We start from the raw sequence: 15674 nt of genomic DNA on the forward strand, positions 1-15674 counted from the left end.
AGCTGTCTTGCGGGGCGCGGGGCGGCGTCCTAGATCATGCGCCATGACCATAGCCAAAACCAGCTTGGACCTGATCGGGAACACCCCGCTCGTCCTGCTCAAGGGCCCCAGCGAAGCGACCGGCTGCGAAATCTGGGGAAAATGCGAATATGCCAACCCCGGCGGTTCGGTGAAGGACCGCGCCGCGCTCTATATCGTGCGCGATGCCGAAGCGAACGGCAGCCTTCGCCCCGGCGGCACGATCGTCGAGGGAACGGCGGGCAATACCGGCATCGGGCTCGCGCTCGTCGCCAATGCGCTCGGCTACAGGACGATCATCGTCATGCCCGACAATCAGAGCGCCGAGAAAATGGCGACGATCCGCGCATTGGGCGCCGAACTCGTGCTCGTCCCGCCCGCGCCCTTCGCCAATCCCGGCCATTTCGTCCACACCTCGCGCCGCATCGCCGAGGAAACCGACAATGCGATCTGGGCTAACCAGTTCGACAATATCGCCAACCGAAAGGCGCATATCTTCGGCACGGCAGAGGAAATCTGGGAACAGATGGACGGCCGCATCGACGGCTTCACCTGTGCGGCGGGAACCGGCGGCACGATCGCGGGGACCGGGCTGGGGCTGAAAGCGAAGAGCGCCGACATCACCATCGCGCTGACCGATCCGCACGGCGCCGGACTCTATAATTATTACCAGTGCGGCGAGTTGAAGCCCGAAGGGTCGAGCGTCGCCGAAGGCATCGGCCAGAACCGCATCACCGCCAATCTGGAAGGCGCGCCGATCGACACGCAGTTCCGCATTTCGGATGCGGAGGGGCTCGCCATCGTCCGCCGCCTGCTCGACGAGGAGGGGCTGTGCCTCGGCCTGTCGTCGGGGATCAACGTCGCCGGCGCGATGGCGCTCGCGCGGCAGCTCGGGCCGGGCAAGCGCATCGCGACCATCCTCTGCGACAGCGGGTTCCGTTATCTCTCGACGCTCTACAACCCCGAATGGCTGGCGAGCAAGGGACTGGAGGCAGCAGCATGAGCGTGCGGATCGACAGTCCCTCGGCACCCAAGACGCAAGCCGTGCCGCCGTCGCCGACGGCGCCGGTCAACGACACGATGCGGCGGCTGCAGATCGGCATTGCGGGGGTGCTCACCGTTCTGCTGCTCGTCGGCATGGCGGGGCTCATCGGCGAGCGCGCCCGCGAGCGGGCCGAAGGGGAGGTCGCAGCCACGACCGAAGTCAAGATGCCGGGTGAAGAGCCCGCCAGCGGCGCCCCGCTGGAGGAGCTTGGCGTCCAGCCGGTGTCGCCATCGTCGTCGAAAGACGAAAATGCCGCCACCGACGTGAAGGTCCCGCAGGCGATACCGCCCGCCTCGTCGGTGCCCGACCTCGAACCCGACCCCGAACTCCAGCGCGCGCGCCAGTCGAAACAGTGATCGCGCCATCGCGCAGGCCGTTGCTGCGCGCCTTCGCCACCGCCATCGCGATCGTCGCGCTGGCGTGGGTCGCGGGCGGGCAGGCGCTGCTCGGGCGCATCGATCCCGCGCTCGCCGTTCCGCTGCTCCCGCTCCCCCTGATGCTGCTCGCATGGTGGCAGCGCCGCGAGCCGGCCGCGACCCGTTGGTTTACGATATTGTTGGCGCTCGTCCTCCTCGCCGCGGCGCAGGCGCTGCTCGGCTTCATCTTTGCCGGATCGGCGGCTTCGCCGCAGCTCCTCCTGACCATGGCCGCGGGCGGCCTCGCCGCGTGGCTCTCGGGACTGCTCGCGGGCTGGCGTGCGCGCTTCGGGGCTTTGCCCTGGCTAGCCGCGCTGCTGCTCGTCGCCGGCTGGTTCGGGGCGGCACATGGACTGCTCGCCGCCCTCTATCGCCCGGCCGCCGCAGCGGCGGACGCCCCCGCCCTCACTATGCTCACCGGCCTGCCGCTGCGCTGGTCGGGCGGCGGCGACATCGGGGCGATGATTGCGGAGGGAATGAATGACGATCCGGCGCTCGCGCGGCTGGCCGCGGCCGGTCCCGTGTCGCTCGTCGACAGCCTCGCCGACCATGTGCCCCCTCCCGGTGGCGCGCTGCTGCTCGCGCATCCCCGCGCGCTCGCGCCGCAGGAACTGGTCGCGATCGACGCCTTCGTGCGCGGCGGCGGCCGCGCGGTCGTCCTCGCCGATGCGCTGTCGGGCTGGCCCGCGCGCCACCCGCTGGGCGATCCGCGCAATCCGCCCGTGACGAGCCTACTGACGCCGCTCCTCGATCATTGGGGCATCACGCTCGCGGCGCCTGCCGCCGCCGAGGGGCCTTCATTGCCCGTTGACGTTGACGGCTTGCGTCTCCGTCTGTTCAGCTCCGGCCGCTTCGATCGCCTCCCTCCGCAATGCCAGGCCTTCGCCGGCCGGCGCGTCGCCCGCTGCCCGATAGGGAAGGGCGAGGCCTGGCTGGCCGGCGACGCCGACCTGCTCTTCGCTCCGCTCTGGCGCCCGCTCGTCCCCGGCGCCGATCATTTGCGGCGGGCCGACACGATGGAATGGCTCGCGGCGCGCCTGTGGCCCGGCGCCGGTGACGGTGTGCTCCGTCCGCTCTGGATTCGCGCTCGCGCCGCCTGAGTCGGCTTTTTTACCCTAAATCGCCCCGATCGAAGTCGTCCTGCGGTGCCGTTCGCGCGCCGTAGGACCGGTATTTACCCAATTCGGAGCGCTTTTTGCGGCCAATTGGGGCTAGATTCCCTATTTCACCCTAAATTACCCCTTTTCACCCCGATCTATAATTGATACTCACGAAATCGGAGAGGGGCATTCTCCACTCGAGCCGAACCAGCTGGAATCACGCGATTCCGGGGCCGGGGAAGTTTTGCCCGGTGGCGCGGATACGGGGGCAGAGCGATGGCGATTGTGACGCCCGGCCAGTATGCGGGTACCAACTTCGCCGCGATCGATGGCAAGGGGCGCATCGCCGTCCCCTCACAGTTCCGCAACAATGTGCCCCTCAATGCGGACGGTCAGCGCGTACTCTGGGTAGGTTTTCACGAAAAACTGCCGTGCCTCGTCGCCTATGGGCAGGATCAGTATGACCGGCTGAACGGCGAGATCGAACGCGACCGCGAAACCGCGCGGCTGCGCAACATAGACTTCGACGAGGACAGCGAGTTCAAGAAGCGCTTCAGCTATACCGAGCCGTACACGCTCGACGACAGCGGCCGCTTCCTTCCCAGCTTCATCCACCGCGACCGCGTCGGCGATGCCGGCGCGACGGCTTTTGTGGGGTCGGGCCGCCGTCTCGAAATCTGGTGGCTGCCGACGCTGGCCGAATGCGCCGAGGCCGACCCGGTGCTCCGGCGGCTAGCCGCTTCATGGGACGCCGCCAAGGGGAAGGGGCGCAAGTGACCGAGCTTCTCCCCGAACGCCATCGGGATCCCCGCCACGATCCGGTCCTCCGTGAAGAAGTCATCGCCGCGCTCGCAATCCTTCCCGGGGAGCGCCATGTCGATGCGACCTTCGGCGCGGGTGGCTATACACGCGCGATGCTCGCCGCGGGCGCCGAAGTCGTCGCGTGCGACCGCGATCCCGACGCGATCGCCGAAGGGCAGGCGCTCGTCGCCGAATCCGATGGCAAGCTGACGCTGGTCCACGGCCGCTTCGGCGAGATCGACCGGCTGCTTGCCGAGCGCGGGATCGAGGCGGTCGACGGCATCACCTTCGACATCGGCGTCTCGTCGATGCAGCTCGACCGCGATGCGCGCGGCTTTTCCTTCCAGAAGGACGGCCCGCTCGACATGCGCATGGCGCAGGAGGGCGAAAGCGCTGCCGACTGGCTCAATCGTGCCGACGAGAGCGAGATCGCCGACGTGCTCTTTCATTATGGCGACGAGCGCCAGTCGCGCCGCGTCGCGCGCGCGATCGTCGCTGCGCGCCCGCTCAGCCGGACCGCCGAGCTCGCGACCGTGATTCGCAAGGCGCTGCGCCATCCGCCCGGCGCGCCGAAGGATCCCTCGACCAAGAGCTTTCAGGCGATCCGCATCCACATCAATAATGAACTCGACGAGCTGGTCGCGGGTTTGGCCGCCGCGGAGCGCATATTGCGCCCCGGCGGCCGGCTCGCCGTCGTCAGCTTCCACAGCACCGAGGACCGTATCGTGAAGAATTTCCTGCGCGAACGCAGCGGTGGCGATGCCGCGGGTTCGCGTCACCGGCCCGCGCCGACCCCTCTGGCGCGGGCCGCAACCTTCGAGACGCCGGCGCGCAAGGTGCGTCCGGGCAAGGAAGAGGAAGCGCGCAATCCGCGCGCGCGTTCGGCGACACTGCGCAGCGCGGTACGCACCGCGGCACCGGCCTGGCCGGACAACAGGATGAAGGAGGCGATGTCATGCTGATGGCGGCCCGCAAGCTCCAGGGGATCGGACTGGTCCTGCTCGTGCTCATCTTCGCGATGATGCTTTATCCCGTATCGCTCAAGGTCGCGGCGACGCGCAGCGAACTTACGCGGATCGAGCGGGACATTGTCCGGACGCGCGACAATATCCGCTACCTCGAATCCGAACTCGCGGTGCGCGCCTCGATGCGCCAGCTCGAACAGTGGAATGCCGATGCCTTCGGCTATTCGGCGCCCGACGCGGGGCAGTATCTGGAGAGCGAGCGCCAGCTGGCCTCGCTCGACCGGCTGCCGCGCGCGCGCGGCGCCAACGAGGTCGCGCCGGTACTGATGGCGATGGTTTCGCCGGTCGCGGTGCCCGCCGCGCCGAAGGAAAGCCCCGTTGCGAGCAAGCCCGCGGCAACGAAGCCCGCCGCGCCCAAGCCCGTGCTGCTCGCGCAGGCCGATACCGGCGTACGCAGCGACGTCGCTCCGCGCATGGCGCCGACGCGCCGCCGCGAACAACTCAAGATGATCGAGGATCAGCTGCTCGCCGAATCGACGCTCGCCGACTTGAAGCGCGCCGCGGCCCTCGAAGCGGCGGGAGGAAGCGCCGGCCGATGAACACGCTGGTCGTCCGTCCGACCCGGGTTCGAACCGCAGGGGTGCGGCAGCAGATATTGCTGACCGCACAACAGCGTTTGATGATCCTGATGCTGCTGTTCATGGCGGCATTTTTCGTTGTGTCGGTGCGCCTGCTCTATTTCGCGCTGTTCGATACATCGTCGGGCCGTTCGGCGGCGACGGCTTTCATTCCCGCCCGCGCCGACATCGTCGATCGCAACGGCGTGCCGCTCGCGCGCACGATCGACGGCTATTCGATCCGCGTCATGCCGTCGAAATTGCTCAACGACCGGCAATATCTGGCGGCCGAGCTGCAAAAGATCTTTCCAGACATGACGCGCCAGGACCTGCTGGCGAAGCTGACCGGGCCGCGCCCGACCTATATCCGCCGCCGCGCGCTGCCCGATCAGGTCGCCGCGGTGAACGCGATCGGCGACGTCGGCTTCGATTTTCCGCGCGAGAAGGAACGCCTCTATCCGCAGCTCACCCTCGCCGCGCATGTGCTCGGCTTCACCAATTCGGAGGGGCATGGCGTCACCGGCGTCGAGGGTGCGTTCGACGAGCGGCTGATCGACAAGGCGACACGCGGCGAGCCGCTCGCACTGTCGATTGACGCGCGCGTCCAGGGCGTGCTCGAAAGCGAACTGAGCACGGCGGTTGCGAACCTCGAGGCGATCGGCGGCGCGGGCATCATCCTCGACGTCCATACCGGCGAAGTCGCCGCGATGACCTCGCTCCCGACCTTTAATCCCAACAAGCTGCTCGGCAGCGATCCGGGCACGCGGCGCAACGCCGTCACCTACAATCTTTATGAACTCGGCTCGACCTTCAAGCCGCTGTCGATCGGCGCCGCGATCGACGACGGCACGGTGACCAGCATGGCGCGTCGCTACGATGCGACGGCGCCGCTCCCGATCGCGGGTTTTCGTATCCGCGACAGCCATCCCGGGCGCTGGTATAATGTCCCCGAAACGCTGATCGAAAGCTCGAACATCGCGACCGCGCGCATCGCCGATGAACTGGGGCGCGAGAATCTGGAACGACTGTTCCGCGACCTGAACTTCGACAAGCGCCCCGAAATCGAGCTCAAGGAACGCGCCTTCCCGCTGTGGCCGAAAAACTGGGGCCGGGTGACGACGATGACGACCAGCTATGGTCACGGCATCGCGGTGACGCCGCTGCACCTCGCGAGCGCTTATGCCGCGCTCGTCAACGGGGGCATCTATCGCCCCGCGACGATGCTCAAGCTCGGCGACAAGTCGCCGCCGCAGGGTCGCCGCGTGTTCAAGGCGTCGACCAGCGCGCGGATGCGCCAGCTTCTGCGCCTTATCGTCTCCGACGGCACCGGCAAACAGGCCGACGCGCCGGGTTTCCGCGTTGGCGGCAAGACCGGATCGGCCGAAAAGCCGGGCGCTGGCGGCTATCGCCGCCACTCGCTCGTCTCGACCTTCTCGGCGGCTTTCCCGATGGACAATCCGCGCTATGTGGTGCTCGTGATGATCGACGAGCCCAAGGGCAATGCCTATAGTTCGGGCCAGCGCACCGCGGGCTGGACCGCGGCGCCGGTGGTGCGCAAGGTCGTGACGCGCGCGGGCCCGATGCTCGGCGTCTTCCCCGACGAAAGCCGCGACGTTGACGTCTCCGAATTGACGCCGCTGCTGCAAAGAGGCGAGGAAACGCACTGATGCGTCTCGCCGCGCTGCTCGAGGATCAGGCGCTGGAGGGCAGCGGTCCCGTCGTCACGGGGCTTGCGATCGATCATCGCAAGGTTGCGCCCGGCACGGTTTTCGGCGCCTTCGTCGGCGAGAAATTCAACGGCGAGGATTTTATTCCCGCCGCCCTCGAAGCGGGTGCGGTCGCGATCGTTGCGCGGCCCGAAGCGCGTGTGGAGGGTGCCGTGCATGTCGCCGATGCCAACCCGCGTCGCGCCTTCGCGCATATCGCGGCACGCTTCTTCCACCGTTTCCCGGCGACCTGCGTCGCGGTGACGGGCACGAACGGCAAGACCTCGACCGTCGAAATGACGCGCCAGTTGTGGCGCATGGCCGGCTTCAACGCCGCCTCGATCGGCACGCTCGGAATCACGACGTCGATGGACAGCGCCTCGACCGGGCTCACGACGCCCGACATCGTCACGTTTCTATCGAACATGTCGGGCCTCGCCGCCGAGGGCGTCACCCATGCAGCGTTCGAGGCGTCGAGCCACGGCCTCGATCAGTATCGCACCGAAGGCCTGCCGGTGAAGGCGGCGGCCTTTACCAATTTGAGCCACGACCATCTCGACTATCATGGCACGATGGATTCCTATCTTTCGGCCAAGCTCCGCCTTTTCACCGAAGTCGTCGAACCCGGCGGCGCGGCGGTGGTCTGGGCCGACGATGAATATTCGCCCGCCGTGATCGGCGCGGCGCGGGCGCGCGGCGTCCGCCTGCTGACCGTCGGCACGCGGGGCGAAGCGCTCCGCCTCGTCTCGCGTGAGGCGACCCAGCTCGGCCAGTCGCTCGTCATCACGGCGGGCGATCTCTCGCAAAAGGTCGATCTGCCGCTGATCGGCGGCTATCAGGTTGCCAACGCGCTCGTATCGGCGGGCCTCGTCATCGCGACCGGCGGCGATGCCCGGCAGACGCTCGCCAATCTCGCGCGGCTGCAGCCGGTGCGCGGGCGGCTCGAACGCGCCGCCATCACGCGCGCGGGCGCGCCGGTCTATGTCGACTATGCCCATACGCCCGACGCGATCGAAGCCGCGCTCGACGCGCTGCGCCCGCATGCGGCGGGCCGCCTGATCCTCGTCTTCGGTGCCGGCGGCGACCGCGACCAGGCGAAGCGCCCCGAAATGGGCAGGGTTGCCGCCGCCAAGGCCGATGTGCTGGTCATCACCGACGACAACCCGCGCGGCGAAGATCCGGCGGCGATCCGGGACGCGATCGCCGCCGCCGCGCCCGGTGCGCGGGTGATCGGCGACCGCCGCGCCGCGATCGCCGCCGCGATCGCCGAGGCGCGCGGCGACGACATCGTCTGCATCGCGGGCAAGGGGCACGAACAGGGTCAGATCGTCGGGCGCGGCGACGAAATGCGCGTCATTCCCTTCGACGATGTCGCGGTCGCGCGCGAGGAGGCGGCATGAATCCGCTCTGGACCGCGCGCGCCATCGCTTCGGCCACCGGCGGTGCCGCCAGCGCCGATTTCACCGCCCATGGCGTCGCCTTCGACTCGCGCGAGGTGACGAAGGGCGACCTCTTCATCGCGATGAAGGGCGAAACCGCCGACGGCCATGACTTCATCGACAAGGCGATCGCAGCGGGCGCCGCCGGGATCGTCTGCGAAACCGACATCGCGTACCCGCATGTTCGCGTCGCCGACAGTGCCGCGGCCCTCGCCGCGCTCGGCACCGCATCGCGCGCGCGCAGCCATGGCCGCATCATCGGCGTCACCGGTTCGGCGGGCAAGACGGGGACGAAGGAGGCGCTGTTCGCTGCACTCGATCGTTTTCGTCCCGGCAAGGCGCATCGCTCGGTCAAAAGCTACAACAACCATGTCGGCGTACCGCTGAGCCTCGCGCGTATGCCCTCGACCGCCGATTTCGGCATCTTCGAAATGGGCATGAATCACGCGGGCGAACTCGCGGCATTGACACGCATGGTGCGTCCGCACGTCGCCATCGTCACCACCATCGCCCCCGCGCACATGGAATTTTTCGTTAGCGAAGAAGCGATCGCCGACGCGAAGGGCGAGATTTTCGAAGGCCTCGAACCCGGCGGCACCGCGATCGTCCCGTTCGACAGCCCGCACTATGCGCGCCTGCGCGCCAAGGCGGAGCAACATGCCGCGCACATCGTCAGCTTCGGGTTGAACGAGGGCGCCGACGTCCGCGCCGTCGACTGGTTGCCCGACGGGCAGGGCGGCTCGCTCGTCACCGCGCAGGTGCAGGAATCGCTCCTCTGCTTCACCATCGCGCAAGCCGGCGCTCATTGGGTGGCCAATTCGCTCGCGGTGCTCGCCGCGGTGAAAGCCGTCGGCGGGGACCTGCCGGCGGCGGGGCTCGCCTTCGCCGAAATGGCCGGCCTGGCGGGGCGCGGCGCGCGCCACCGCGTCGAGGTTCCCGGCGGCCACATCCTCGTCATCGACGAAAGCTATAACGCCAATCCCGCCTCGATGGCGGCGACCATCGGCCAGCTCGGCAGCGAATCCGCCGACCGCAAGATCGCGATTCTTGGTGCGATGAAGGAGCTTGGCCCGGATGGCGAGGCCTATCATGCCGCGCTTGCGGCTCCGCTCGTCGCGGCGGGAGTGCAATTCGCCCTGCTTGTCGGCGCAGAGATGGCGCCACTCGCCAAAGCCCTTGAGGGCCGTATCGATTTCGAGCATGTGCCCGCCCACCCGGCCGCGGTAGGGCGGCTGCGGGACCTGATCCGTCCGGGCGACGCCGTGCTGGTCAAGGGGTCGAACAGCGTCGGGCTGTCACATCTTGTGACGGCGCTGACCAACGGGGATTTTTGATGCTATATTGGCTGGCGGAATGGCTTGGCTTTCCGGGGGCGCTCAACCTTATCCGCTATCTGAGCTTCCGCTCGGGCGCCGCGGTTGCGACCGCGATGATCCTGGGCCTGTGGATCGGGCCGCGCTTCATCCTGATGCTGCGGATGCGGCAGGGGAAGGGGCAGCCGATCCGCGACGACGGCCCGCAAAGCCATCTCGCCAAAAAGGGCACGCCGACGATGGGCGGGCTGATGATCCTCATTTCGCTGATGATCTCCGCGCTCCTCTGGATGGACCTCTCCAACCGCTTCGTCTGGGCGTGCATCTTTGTAACCGGGGGGTTCGCAGCGGTCGGTTTCCTCGACGATCTCGACAAGGTGACCAAGGCCAGCCACCGCGGGATTCCGGGGCGCGTGCGCCTGCTCGTCGAATTCCTCATCGCGGGGGTCGCGGTGCTGCTGATCGTCTCGCGCACCGGCACCGACCTCTATCTGCCCTTCTTCAATGACGTTTATATCCCGCTCGGCCCGCTCTATTATGTCTTCGCGATGATATTGATCGTCGGTTTCGGCAACGCGGTGAACCTGACCGACGGGCTCGACGGGCTTGCAACCTTCCCCGTGATCATCGCCAGCCTGACCTTCCTCGTCATCGTCTATCTGTCGGGCAATGTGAAGTTTGCCGAATATCTCGGCATCCCGCATGTTCCTGGCGCGGGCGAGCTCGCGATCTTCGCTGCTGCGATCATCGGCGCCTGCCTCGCGTTCCTGTGGTTCAATGCGCCGCCCGCTGCGGTCTTCATGGGCGATACGGGCAGCCTCGCACTCGGCGGAGCGCTCGCGACGATCGCGGTCACCGCTCAGCACGAGCTCGTGCTCGTCATCGTCGGCGGGCTGTTCGTCGTCGAGGCGCTGTCGGTGATCATCCAGGTCTTCTGGTACAAGCGCACCGGCAAGCGCGTCTTTCGCATGGCGCCGATACACCACCATTTCGAGCAGCTTGGCTGGCCGGAATCGACCGTTGTCATCCGCTTCTGGATCGTCTCGATCGTCCTCGCACTCGCGGGGCTCGCGACCTTGAAGCTCCGGTGATCACCTCGCGCGCCTTTGCCGGCCGCCGCTATGCGGTGCTGGGGCTGGCGCGCTCGGGCCTCGCGGCCGTCGAGGCGCTCGTCGCCAGCGGCGCGGGCGTCACCGCATGGGACGACCGCGAGGAAGCGCGCGACGAGGCGATGGCGCTCGGCGCCGATATCGGCGACCCGCTCGAGATCGACCTCGTCGGCTTCGCGGGTGTGGTCGTCTCGCCCGGCGTGCCGCTCAACCGTCACCCGATCGCGGCGCACGCCAAGGAAGCGCATGTCCCCGTCATCGGCGACATCGAACTGTTCGCCGAAGCCAGGGGCGACTTGCCGTCGCATCGGGTCGTCGGCATCACCGGCACCAACGGCAAGTCGACGGTGACCGCGCTGATCACCCACCTGCTCGAAAGCGCCGGCGTGCCGACGCTGATGGGCGGCAACATCGGCCTGCCGATCCTGACGCGCGAGCCGCTTCCTGAAGGCGGGGTCTATGTCCTCGAACTGTCGAGTTACCAGATCGACCTGTCGCACAGCCTCGCCTGCGACATCGCGGTCCTCACCAACCTCAGCCCCGACCACCTCGACCGCTACGACGGTTTTGCCGGCTATGCGGCATCGAAGGCGCGGCTGTTCAGTCTCCAGCGCCGCGACCAGATCGCGATCGTCGCGGTCGACGACGATCCGTCGAAGATGATCGCGGGGCGCATCAACCACCGGCTCCATCGCGTGTCGGGGAAGGATATCGACCCCGCCGACCAAGCGCGCTGGCCCGCGTTGCAGGGGCCGCACAACGCCCAGAACGCCGTGTGTGCGATCGCGGTGTGCCGCGTCCTCGGGCTGAACGACGAACAGATCGAACGCGGTCTTGCGACCTACAAATCGCTGCCGCACCGCATGGAATTGGTCGGCGAAGCCGATGGTGTCCGCTGGTTCAACGACAGCAAGGCCACCAACGCGGCTTCCGCTGCACCGGCGCTGGCGGCATTCCCGCCGGCGCCGGACCAGCGTTTGCACTGGATTGCGGGGGGGCAGGCCAAGGGCGACGGGCTCGGCGCCTGCCGTCCGTGGTTCGGCCACGTCAAGCGTGCCTATCTGATCGGCGAGGCGATGGAGCCCTTCGCCGCCGAGATCGGCGACGCGATTCCGGTCGAAAAGTCGGGCGATATGGCGAGTGCGGTGAAACAGGCGGCGGCGGCGGCAAGGCCCGGCGATATCGTGCTGCTCTCGCCCGCCTGCGCCTCCTTCGACCAGTATAAGGATTATGAGCAGCGCGGCGATGCCTTCCGCGCGCTCGTGCAGGCGCTCGGGGCATGAGCGGGGGGGACAATATGGATGCGACCGAACGCCCGGTGATCGCCGCCACGCGCACCACGAAACGCCGCGGGCCGCGCCTCAGCCGCGCCGACCGCACGCCGCTCGGCCTCTGGTTTTGGGAAATCGACCGCGTTCTGCTGCTTCTCGTCTCGATCCTCGTCGCGGTCGGGCTTGTCGCGGTCGCGGCGGCGTCGCCCGTCGCGGCGCAGAAACTCTCGACCTCGACCGCGTCGCTCGACCCGCTCTATTATTTCTATCGCCAACTGATGTGGGTGATCGTCGGCGTCCCCGTGATGCTCATGGTGTCGATGCTGCCCAAGCCGCAGGCGCGGCGCTTCGCCATCTATGGCACCGTCGTCTTCCTTGGCCTCCTGTTCCTCGTGCCGCTTGTCGGCACCTCCGTGAACGGCGCGCAGCGCTGGCTCGGCAGCGGGGCGCTGCGGCTCCAGCCTTCGGAATTCTTGAAGCCCTTCTTCGCGGTGTCGCTCGCGTGGGTGCTGTCGCTGCGCCTCCACGACCAGAGCCTTCCCGTCGTGCCGCTCGCCGCGGCGCTCACCGGCGTCATCGCGCTCCTGCTGATGGGCCAGCCCGACCTCGGGCAGACGGTCATCTTCGCGGCGACATGGTTCGTGCTCGTCCTCGTCGCCGGCCTCTCGATGCGGATCATGGGCGCGCTTGCGGGCGCGGGCGTCGTCGGCATCGTGCTCGCCTATTTCTTATATCCGGTGGCCCAGCAGCGCATCAACATCTGGCTCTTTGCCGAAGGCGACAGTTTCCAGGTCGACAAGGCGCATGCGACGCTGACCGCAGGCGGCCTCATCGGAACCGGCCCCGGCGCCGGGCTCGCCAAATTCCAGCTGCCCGAAGCGCACACCGACTATATCTTCTCGGTGATCGGCGAGGAGTTCGGGATGATCGCCTGCATCGCGATCGCCGCGCTTTATCTCGCGATCATCGTGCGCGTTCTGGTACGCCTGCTCGACGAGGAGGACAGCTTCCTCATCCTCGCCGTCGCGGGGCTGATCGCGCAGTTCGGCGGACAGGCGGTGATCAACATGGCGGTGAACACGCAGATCTTCCCGTCAAAGGGGATGACCTTGCCCTTCATCAGCTATGGCGGCTCGTCCTTCATCGCTTTGTCGATCGGCATGGGTTTGCTCTTGTCGCTGACCCGGCGAAACCCCTATGCGGCCCGGGTGTCGATGACCCGAAACTGGAACAAGAAATGAGCGCCCAAAAATGACCGCGACGCGCCACTTCCTTCTCGCCGCCGGCGGGACGGGAGGACATATGCTTCCTGCTTATGCCCTTGCGGGCGAGTTGATCGCGCGCGGCCATCGCGTCGCGCTGGTCAGCGACGACCGCGGGCTGAAGATTCCGGGCGCGCCCGCCGAGATGGACACGCATGTGCTTCCCGCCGGTCGCGTATCGGGCGGGCCCATTGGCTGGCTGAAGGCCGCGCTGGCAATCTACAAGGGCCGCCGCATGGCCATCGACCTGATCCGCGACTTCGACCCCGCGGTCGTCGTCGGTTTCGGCGGCTATCCCTCGCTGCCCAGCCTGCTCGCCGCGGGCGCGACGAAGCGGCCACGCGTGCTTCACGAACAAAATGCCGTGCTCGGCCGCGTCAACCGCATGATGGCGCCGCGCGTCGATGCGGTCGCGGTCGCCTATCATAATATCCAGCGCTATCCTGCGGGGCACGAACTCAAGAAACATATCACCGGCAACCCGGTACGCGAGGAGATCGTGGCGATCCGCGAGGACGGTTTTCCGCCGCTGCCCGAGGATGGCATCGTCCGCCTGCTCGTCGTCGGAGGCAGCCTGGGCGCGACGGTGCTCAGCGAAGTCGTCCCCGCCGCGATCGCGATGCTGCCGCGCGCTTTGCTCGACCGGCTGCAGGTCGTCCAGCAGTGCCGCGAAGATGACATCGAGGGCGTGCGCGCCAAATATGCCGAACTGGGCGTCGCCGCCGAATGCGCGCCATATATCAAGGATTTCCCCGAGCGGCTGCGCTGGGCGCATATGGTGATCGCGCGCGCCGGCGCCTCGACCGTCGCCGAACTCGCGTGCGCGGGTCGTCCGGCGATCTTCGTTCCCTATCCGAGCGCGATGGACGATCACCAGACCTATAATGTCGTCGACCTCGTCGAAGCGGGCGGAGCGATCGCCTTCCAGCAGCCGGCCTTCACCCCGGCCGAGGTCGCGAAACATATTCAGCGCATGGCGCTCGAACCCGGCGCACTCGAGGAAGCCGCCGAACGCGCGGCAAGCTGCGGCCTGCCGAATGCCACGCGCGACCTCGCCGATCTTGTCGAATCGCTCGCCGCGCCGCCGATGATGGACGTGATTCGCGTCGGCGCGCCTTCGCGCAGCGCCTCGGTCGCCGGCGGCATCGCCGCCACCCGCGCGGGAGACAATTGATGCGCGGCGTCGCGACCGACATCGGCACCATCCACTTCATCGGCATCGGCGGCATCGGCATGTCGGGCATCGCCGAGGTGATGCACAATCTCGGCTATCAGGTGCAGGGCAGCGACATCGCCGATAGCTATGTCGTGGAGGGTCTCCGCAAGCGCGGCATCAAGGTCGCGATCGGTCATGAAGCCTCGAATGTCGACGGCGCCCAGGTGGTCGTGACCTCGACCGCGGTCAAGCGCGGCAACCCCGAGGTCGAGGCCGCGCTCGCGCACCGCATCCCGCTCGTCCGCCGCGCCGAAATGCTCGCCGAACTGATGCGCCTCAAATCGACCGTCGCGATCGCCGGTACGCACGGCAAGACGACGACCACCAGCCTCGTCGCGGCCTTGCTCGACGCGGGCGGGATCGACCCGACGGTCATCAACGGGGGCATCATCAACAATTATGGCTCGAACGCGCGCCTCGGCGCCAGCGACTGGATGGTGGTCGAAGCCGACGAAAGCGACGGCAGCTTCCTGCGCCTCGACGGCACGATCGCGGTCGTCACCAACATCGATCCCGAGCATCTCGACCATTATGGCAGCTTCGACGCAATCAAGGACGCGTTTGTCGAGTTTATCGAAAATGTCCCCTTCTACGGCGCCGCAATGCTCTGCCTCGACCATCCCGAGGTGCAGGCGATCATCCCGCGCATCCGCGACCGGCGGATCGTCACCTATGGTTTTTCGGCGCAGGCCGACGTGCGCGGCACCAATGTGACGCCTGGGGCCGACGGCAACCGCTTCGACGTCGTGGTGCGCGACCGCGACGGCAACAGCCGGACGATCGAGGGCATCCATCTGCCGATGTCGGGGCGCCACAATGTCCAGAACTCGCTGGCGGCGATCGCCGTGGCGCTGCACATGGGCGTTAGCGACGACAAGATTGTATCGGGCTTTCACGGCTTTGCAGGGGTCAAGCGCCGTTTCACCAAGGTGGGGGAGATCGCGGTCGAGGGCGGCGTGATCACGGTGATCGACGATTACGCCCACCACCCCGTCGAAATCCGCGCAGTCCTTTCGGCAGCGCGCGAGGGCGCGGGAGCAGGGCGAGTCGTCGGCGTCGTCCAGCCGCACCGTTTCACCCGCCTCCGCGATCATATGGACGATTTCCAGCAGGCGTTTAACGACGCCGACATGGTGCTCGCGCTGCCCGTCTATGCGGCAGGCGAAAACCCGATCGATGGCATATCGTCGGATGCGCTGACGGAGGGGCTGCGCGACCGCGGCCATCGCCACGCCCATGTCGTCGCCGATGCGGGCGCGCTGGCCGCGAGCATCGCGGCGAGCATCAAGGCCGGCGACCTCGGCGCGGGCGATATGATCATCTGCCTCGGCGCGGGCGACATCACGAAGATGGCGGCGGGGCTGGCAGGCGCGGTGGAGGCGGCATGATTTTGTAT

At 67.5% G+C, this 15674-nt stretch carries 14 protein-coding genes; all 14 read left to right on the forward strand.

Translation table 11 applies throughout. The features are described 5' to 3' along the window. Positions 1-43: 43 nt before the first annotated feature. The 14 genes from VSX79_RS03850 (at position 44) to murC (ending at position 15666) form a co-directional block, all read left to right on the forward strand. Entirely contained in the window at positions 44-1021 is a 978-nt protein-coding gene (locus VSX79_RS03850) for a cysteine synthase A (RefSeq protein ID WP_179499848.1), read from the forward strand. Further along, a complete protein-coding gene (locus VSX79_RS03855) occupies positions 1018-1419 on the forward strand; it encodes a hypothetical protein (protein WP_179499849.1) in 402 nt (133 codons plus the stop codon). The genes VSX79_RS03850 and VSX79_RS03855 overlap by 4 nt, the downstream gene beginning before the upstream one ends. After that, complete coding sequence (locus tag VSX79_RS03860) at positions 1416-2579, forward strand: Gldg family protein (protein WP_326914470.1); 1164 nt, start codon at positions 1416-1418, stop codon at positions 2577-2579. The genes VSX79_RS03855 and VSX79_RS03860 overlap by 4 nt, the downstream gene beginning before the upstream one ends. Positions 2580-2855: 276 nt before the next feature. After that, positions 2856-3356 (forward strand): division/cell wall cluster transcriptional repressor MraZ, encoded by a 501-nt coding sequence (locus tag VSX79_RS03865; protein ID WP_326914471.1) that lies wholly within the window; start codon positions 2856-2858, stop codon positions 3354-3356. Beyond that, complete coding sequence (gene rsmH / locus VSX79_RS03870) at positions 3353-4342, forward strand: 16S rRNA (cytosine(1402)-N(4))-methyltransferase RsmH (RefSeq protein WP_407697248.1); 990 nt, start codon at positions 3353-3355, stop codon at positions 4340-4342. Before VSX79_RS03865 ends, rsmH begins: the two co-directional genes overlap by 4 nt. Beyond that, positions 4336-4944, forward strand: coding sequence for a hypothetical protein (locus VSX79_RS03875; RefSeq protein ID WP_326914473.1), 609 nt, complete (start codon positions 4336-4338; stop codon positions 4942-4944). The genes rsmH and VSX79_RS03875 overlap by 7 nt, the downstream gene beginning before the upstream one ends. Continuing rightward, positions 4941-6629 (forward strand): peptidoglycan D,D-transpeptidase FtsI family protein, encoded by a 1689-nt coding sequence (locus VSX79_RS03880; protein WP_179499852.1) that lies wholly within the window; start codon positions 4941-4943, stop codon positions 6627-6629. Before VSX79_RS03875 ends, VSX79_RS03880 begins: the two co-directional genes overlap by 4 nt. Further along, entirely contained in the window at positions 6629-8068 is a 1440-nt protein-coding gene (locus VSX79_RS03885) for a UDP-N-acetylmuramoyl-L-alanyl-D-glutamate--2,6-diaminopimelate ligase (protein WP_326914474.1), read from the forward strand. The genes VSX79_RS03880 and VSX79_RS03885 overlap by 1 nt, the downstream gene beginning before the upstream one ends. Continuing rightward, complete coding sequence (locus VSX79_RS03890; protein WP_326914475.1) at positions 8065-9441, forward strand: UDP-N-acetylmuramoyl-tripeptide--D-alanyl-D-alanine ligase; 1377 nt, start codon at positions 8065-8067, stop codon at positions 9439-9441. Before VSX79_RS03885 ends, VSX79_RS03890 begins: the two co-directional genes overlap by 4 nt. Continuing rightward, complete coding sequence (gene mraY / locus VSX79_RS03895; protein WP_179499855.1) at positions 9441-10511, forward strand: phospho-N-acetylmuramoyl-pentapeptide-transferase; 1071 nt, start codon at positions 9441-9443, stop codon at positions 10509-10511. The genes VSX79_RS03890 and mraY overlap by 1 nt, the downstream gene beginning before the upstream one ends. After that, positions 10508-11812, forward strand: a complete 1305-nt coding sequence (murD, locus tag VSX79_RS03900) for a UDP-N-acetylmuramoyl-L-alanine--D-glutamate ligase (protein WP_179499856.1) — start codon at positions 10508-10510, stop codon at positions 11810-11812. Before mraY ends, murD begins: the two co-directional genes overlap by 4 nt. Then, positions 11809-13041, forward strand: coding sequence for an FtsW/RodA/SpoVE family cell cycle protein (locus tag VSX79_RS03905; protein WP_326914476.1), 1233 nt, complete (start codon positions 11809-11811; stop codon positions 13039-13041). The genes murD and VSX79_RS03905 overlap by 4 nt, the downstream gene beginning before the upstream one ends. A 10-nt stretch (positions 13042-13051) precedes the next feature. After that, the gene (gene murG / locus VSX79_RS03910; RefSeq protein ID WP_326914477.1) at positions 13052-14236 is read left to right on the forward strand and encodes an undecaprenyldiphospho-muramoylpentapeptide beta-N-acetylglucosaminyltransferase; all 1185 of its coding nucleotides are present in this window, start codon (positions 13052-13054) and stop codon (positions 14234-14236) included. After that, positions 14236-15666, forward strand: a complete 1431-nt coding sequence (murC, locus tag VSX79_RS03915; RefSeq protein ID WP_326914478.1) for a UDP-N-acetylmuramate--L-alanine ligase — start codon at positions 14236-14238, stop codon at positions 15664-15666. Before murG ends, murC begins: the two co-directional genes overlap by 1 nt. The last annotated feature ends 8 nt before the right edge of the window (positions 15667-15674 follow it).

The organism is Sphingopyxis chilensis (assembly GCF_035930445.1).
GTDB classification, from domain to species: domain Bacteria; phylum Pseudomonadota; class Alphaproteobacteria; order Sphingomonadales; family Sphingomonadaceae; genus Sphingopyxis; species Sphingopyxis chilensis.

Excerpts from the sequence above, each read along its gene's own strand:
- VSX79_RS03850 (WP_179499848.1), top strand. The coding sequence starts at position 44 with ATGACCATAGCCAAAACCAGCTTGGACCTGATCGGGAACACCCCGCTC.
- VSX79_RS03855 (WP_179499849.1), top strand. The coding sequence starts at position 1,018 with ATGAGCGTGCGGATCGACAGTCCCTCGGCACCCAAGACGCAAGCCGTG.
- VSX79_RS03865 (WP_326914471.1), top strand. The coding sequence starts at position 2,856 with ATGGCGATTGTGACGCCCGGCCAGTATGCGGGTACCAACTTCGCCGCG.
- VSX79_RS03875 (WP_326914473.1), top strand. The coding sequence starts at position 4,336 with ATGCTGATGGCGGCCCGCAAGCTCCAGGGGATCGGACTGGTCCTGCTC.
- VSX79_RS03880 (WP_179499852.1), top strand. The coding sequence starts at position 4,941 with ATGAACACGCTGGTCGTCCGTCCGACCCGGGTTCGAACCGCAGGGGTG.
- VSX79_RS03885 (WP_326914474.1), top strand. The coding sequence starts at position 6,629 with ATGCGTCTCGCCGCGCTGCTCGAGGATCAGGCGCTGGAGGGCAGCGGT.
- VSX79_RS03890 (WP_326914475.1), top strand. The coding sequence starts at position 8,065 with ATGAATCCGCTCTGGACCGCGCGCGCCATCGCTTCGGCCACCGGCGGT.
- mraY (WP_179499855.1), top strand. The coding sequence starts at position 9,441 with ATGCTATATTGGCTGGCGGAATGGCTTGGCTTTCCGGGGGCGCTCAAC.
- VSX79_RS03905 (WP_326914476.1), top strand. The coding sequence starts at position 11,809 with ATGAGCGGGGGGGACAATATGGATGCGACCGAACGCCCGGTGATCGCC.
- murG (WP_326914477.1), top strand. The coding sequence starts at position 13,052 with ATGACCGCGACGCGCCACTTCCTTCTCGCCGCCGGCGGGACGGGAGGA.
- murC (WP_326914478.1), top strand. The coding sequence starts at position 14,236 with ATGCGCGGCGTCGCGACCGACATCGGCACCATCCACTTCATCGGCATC.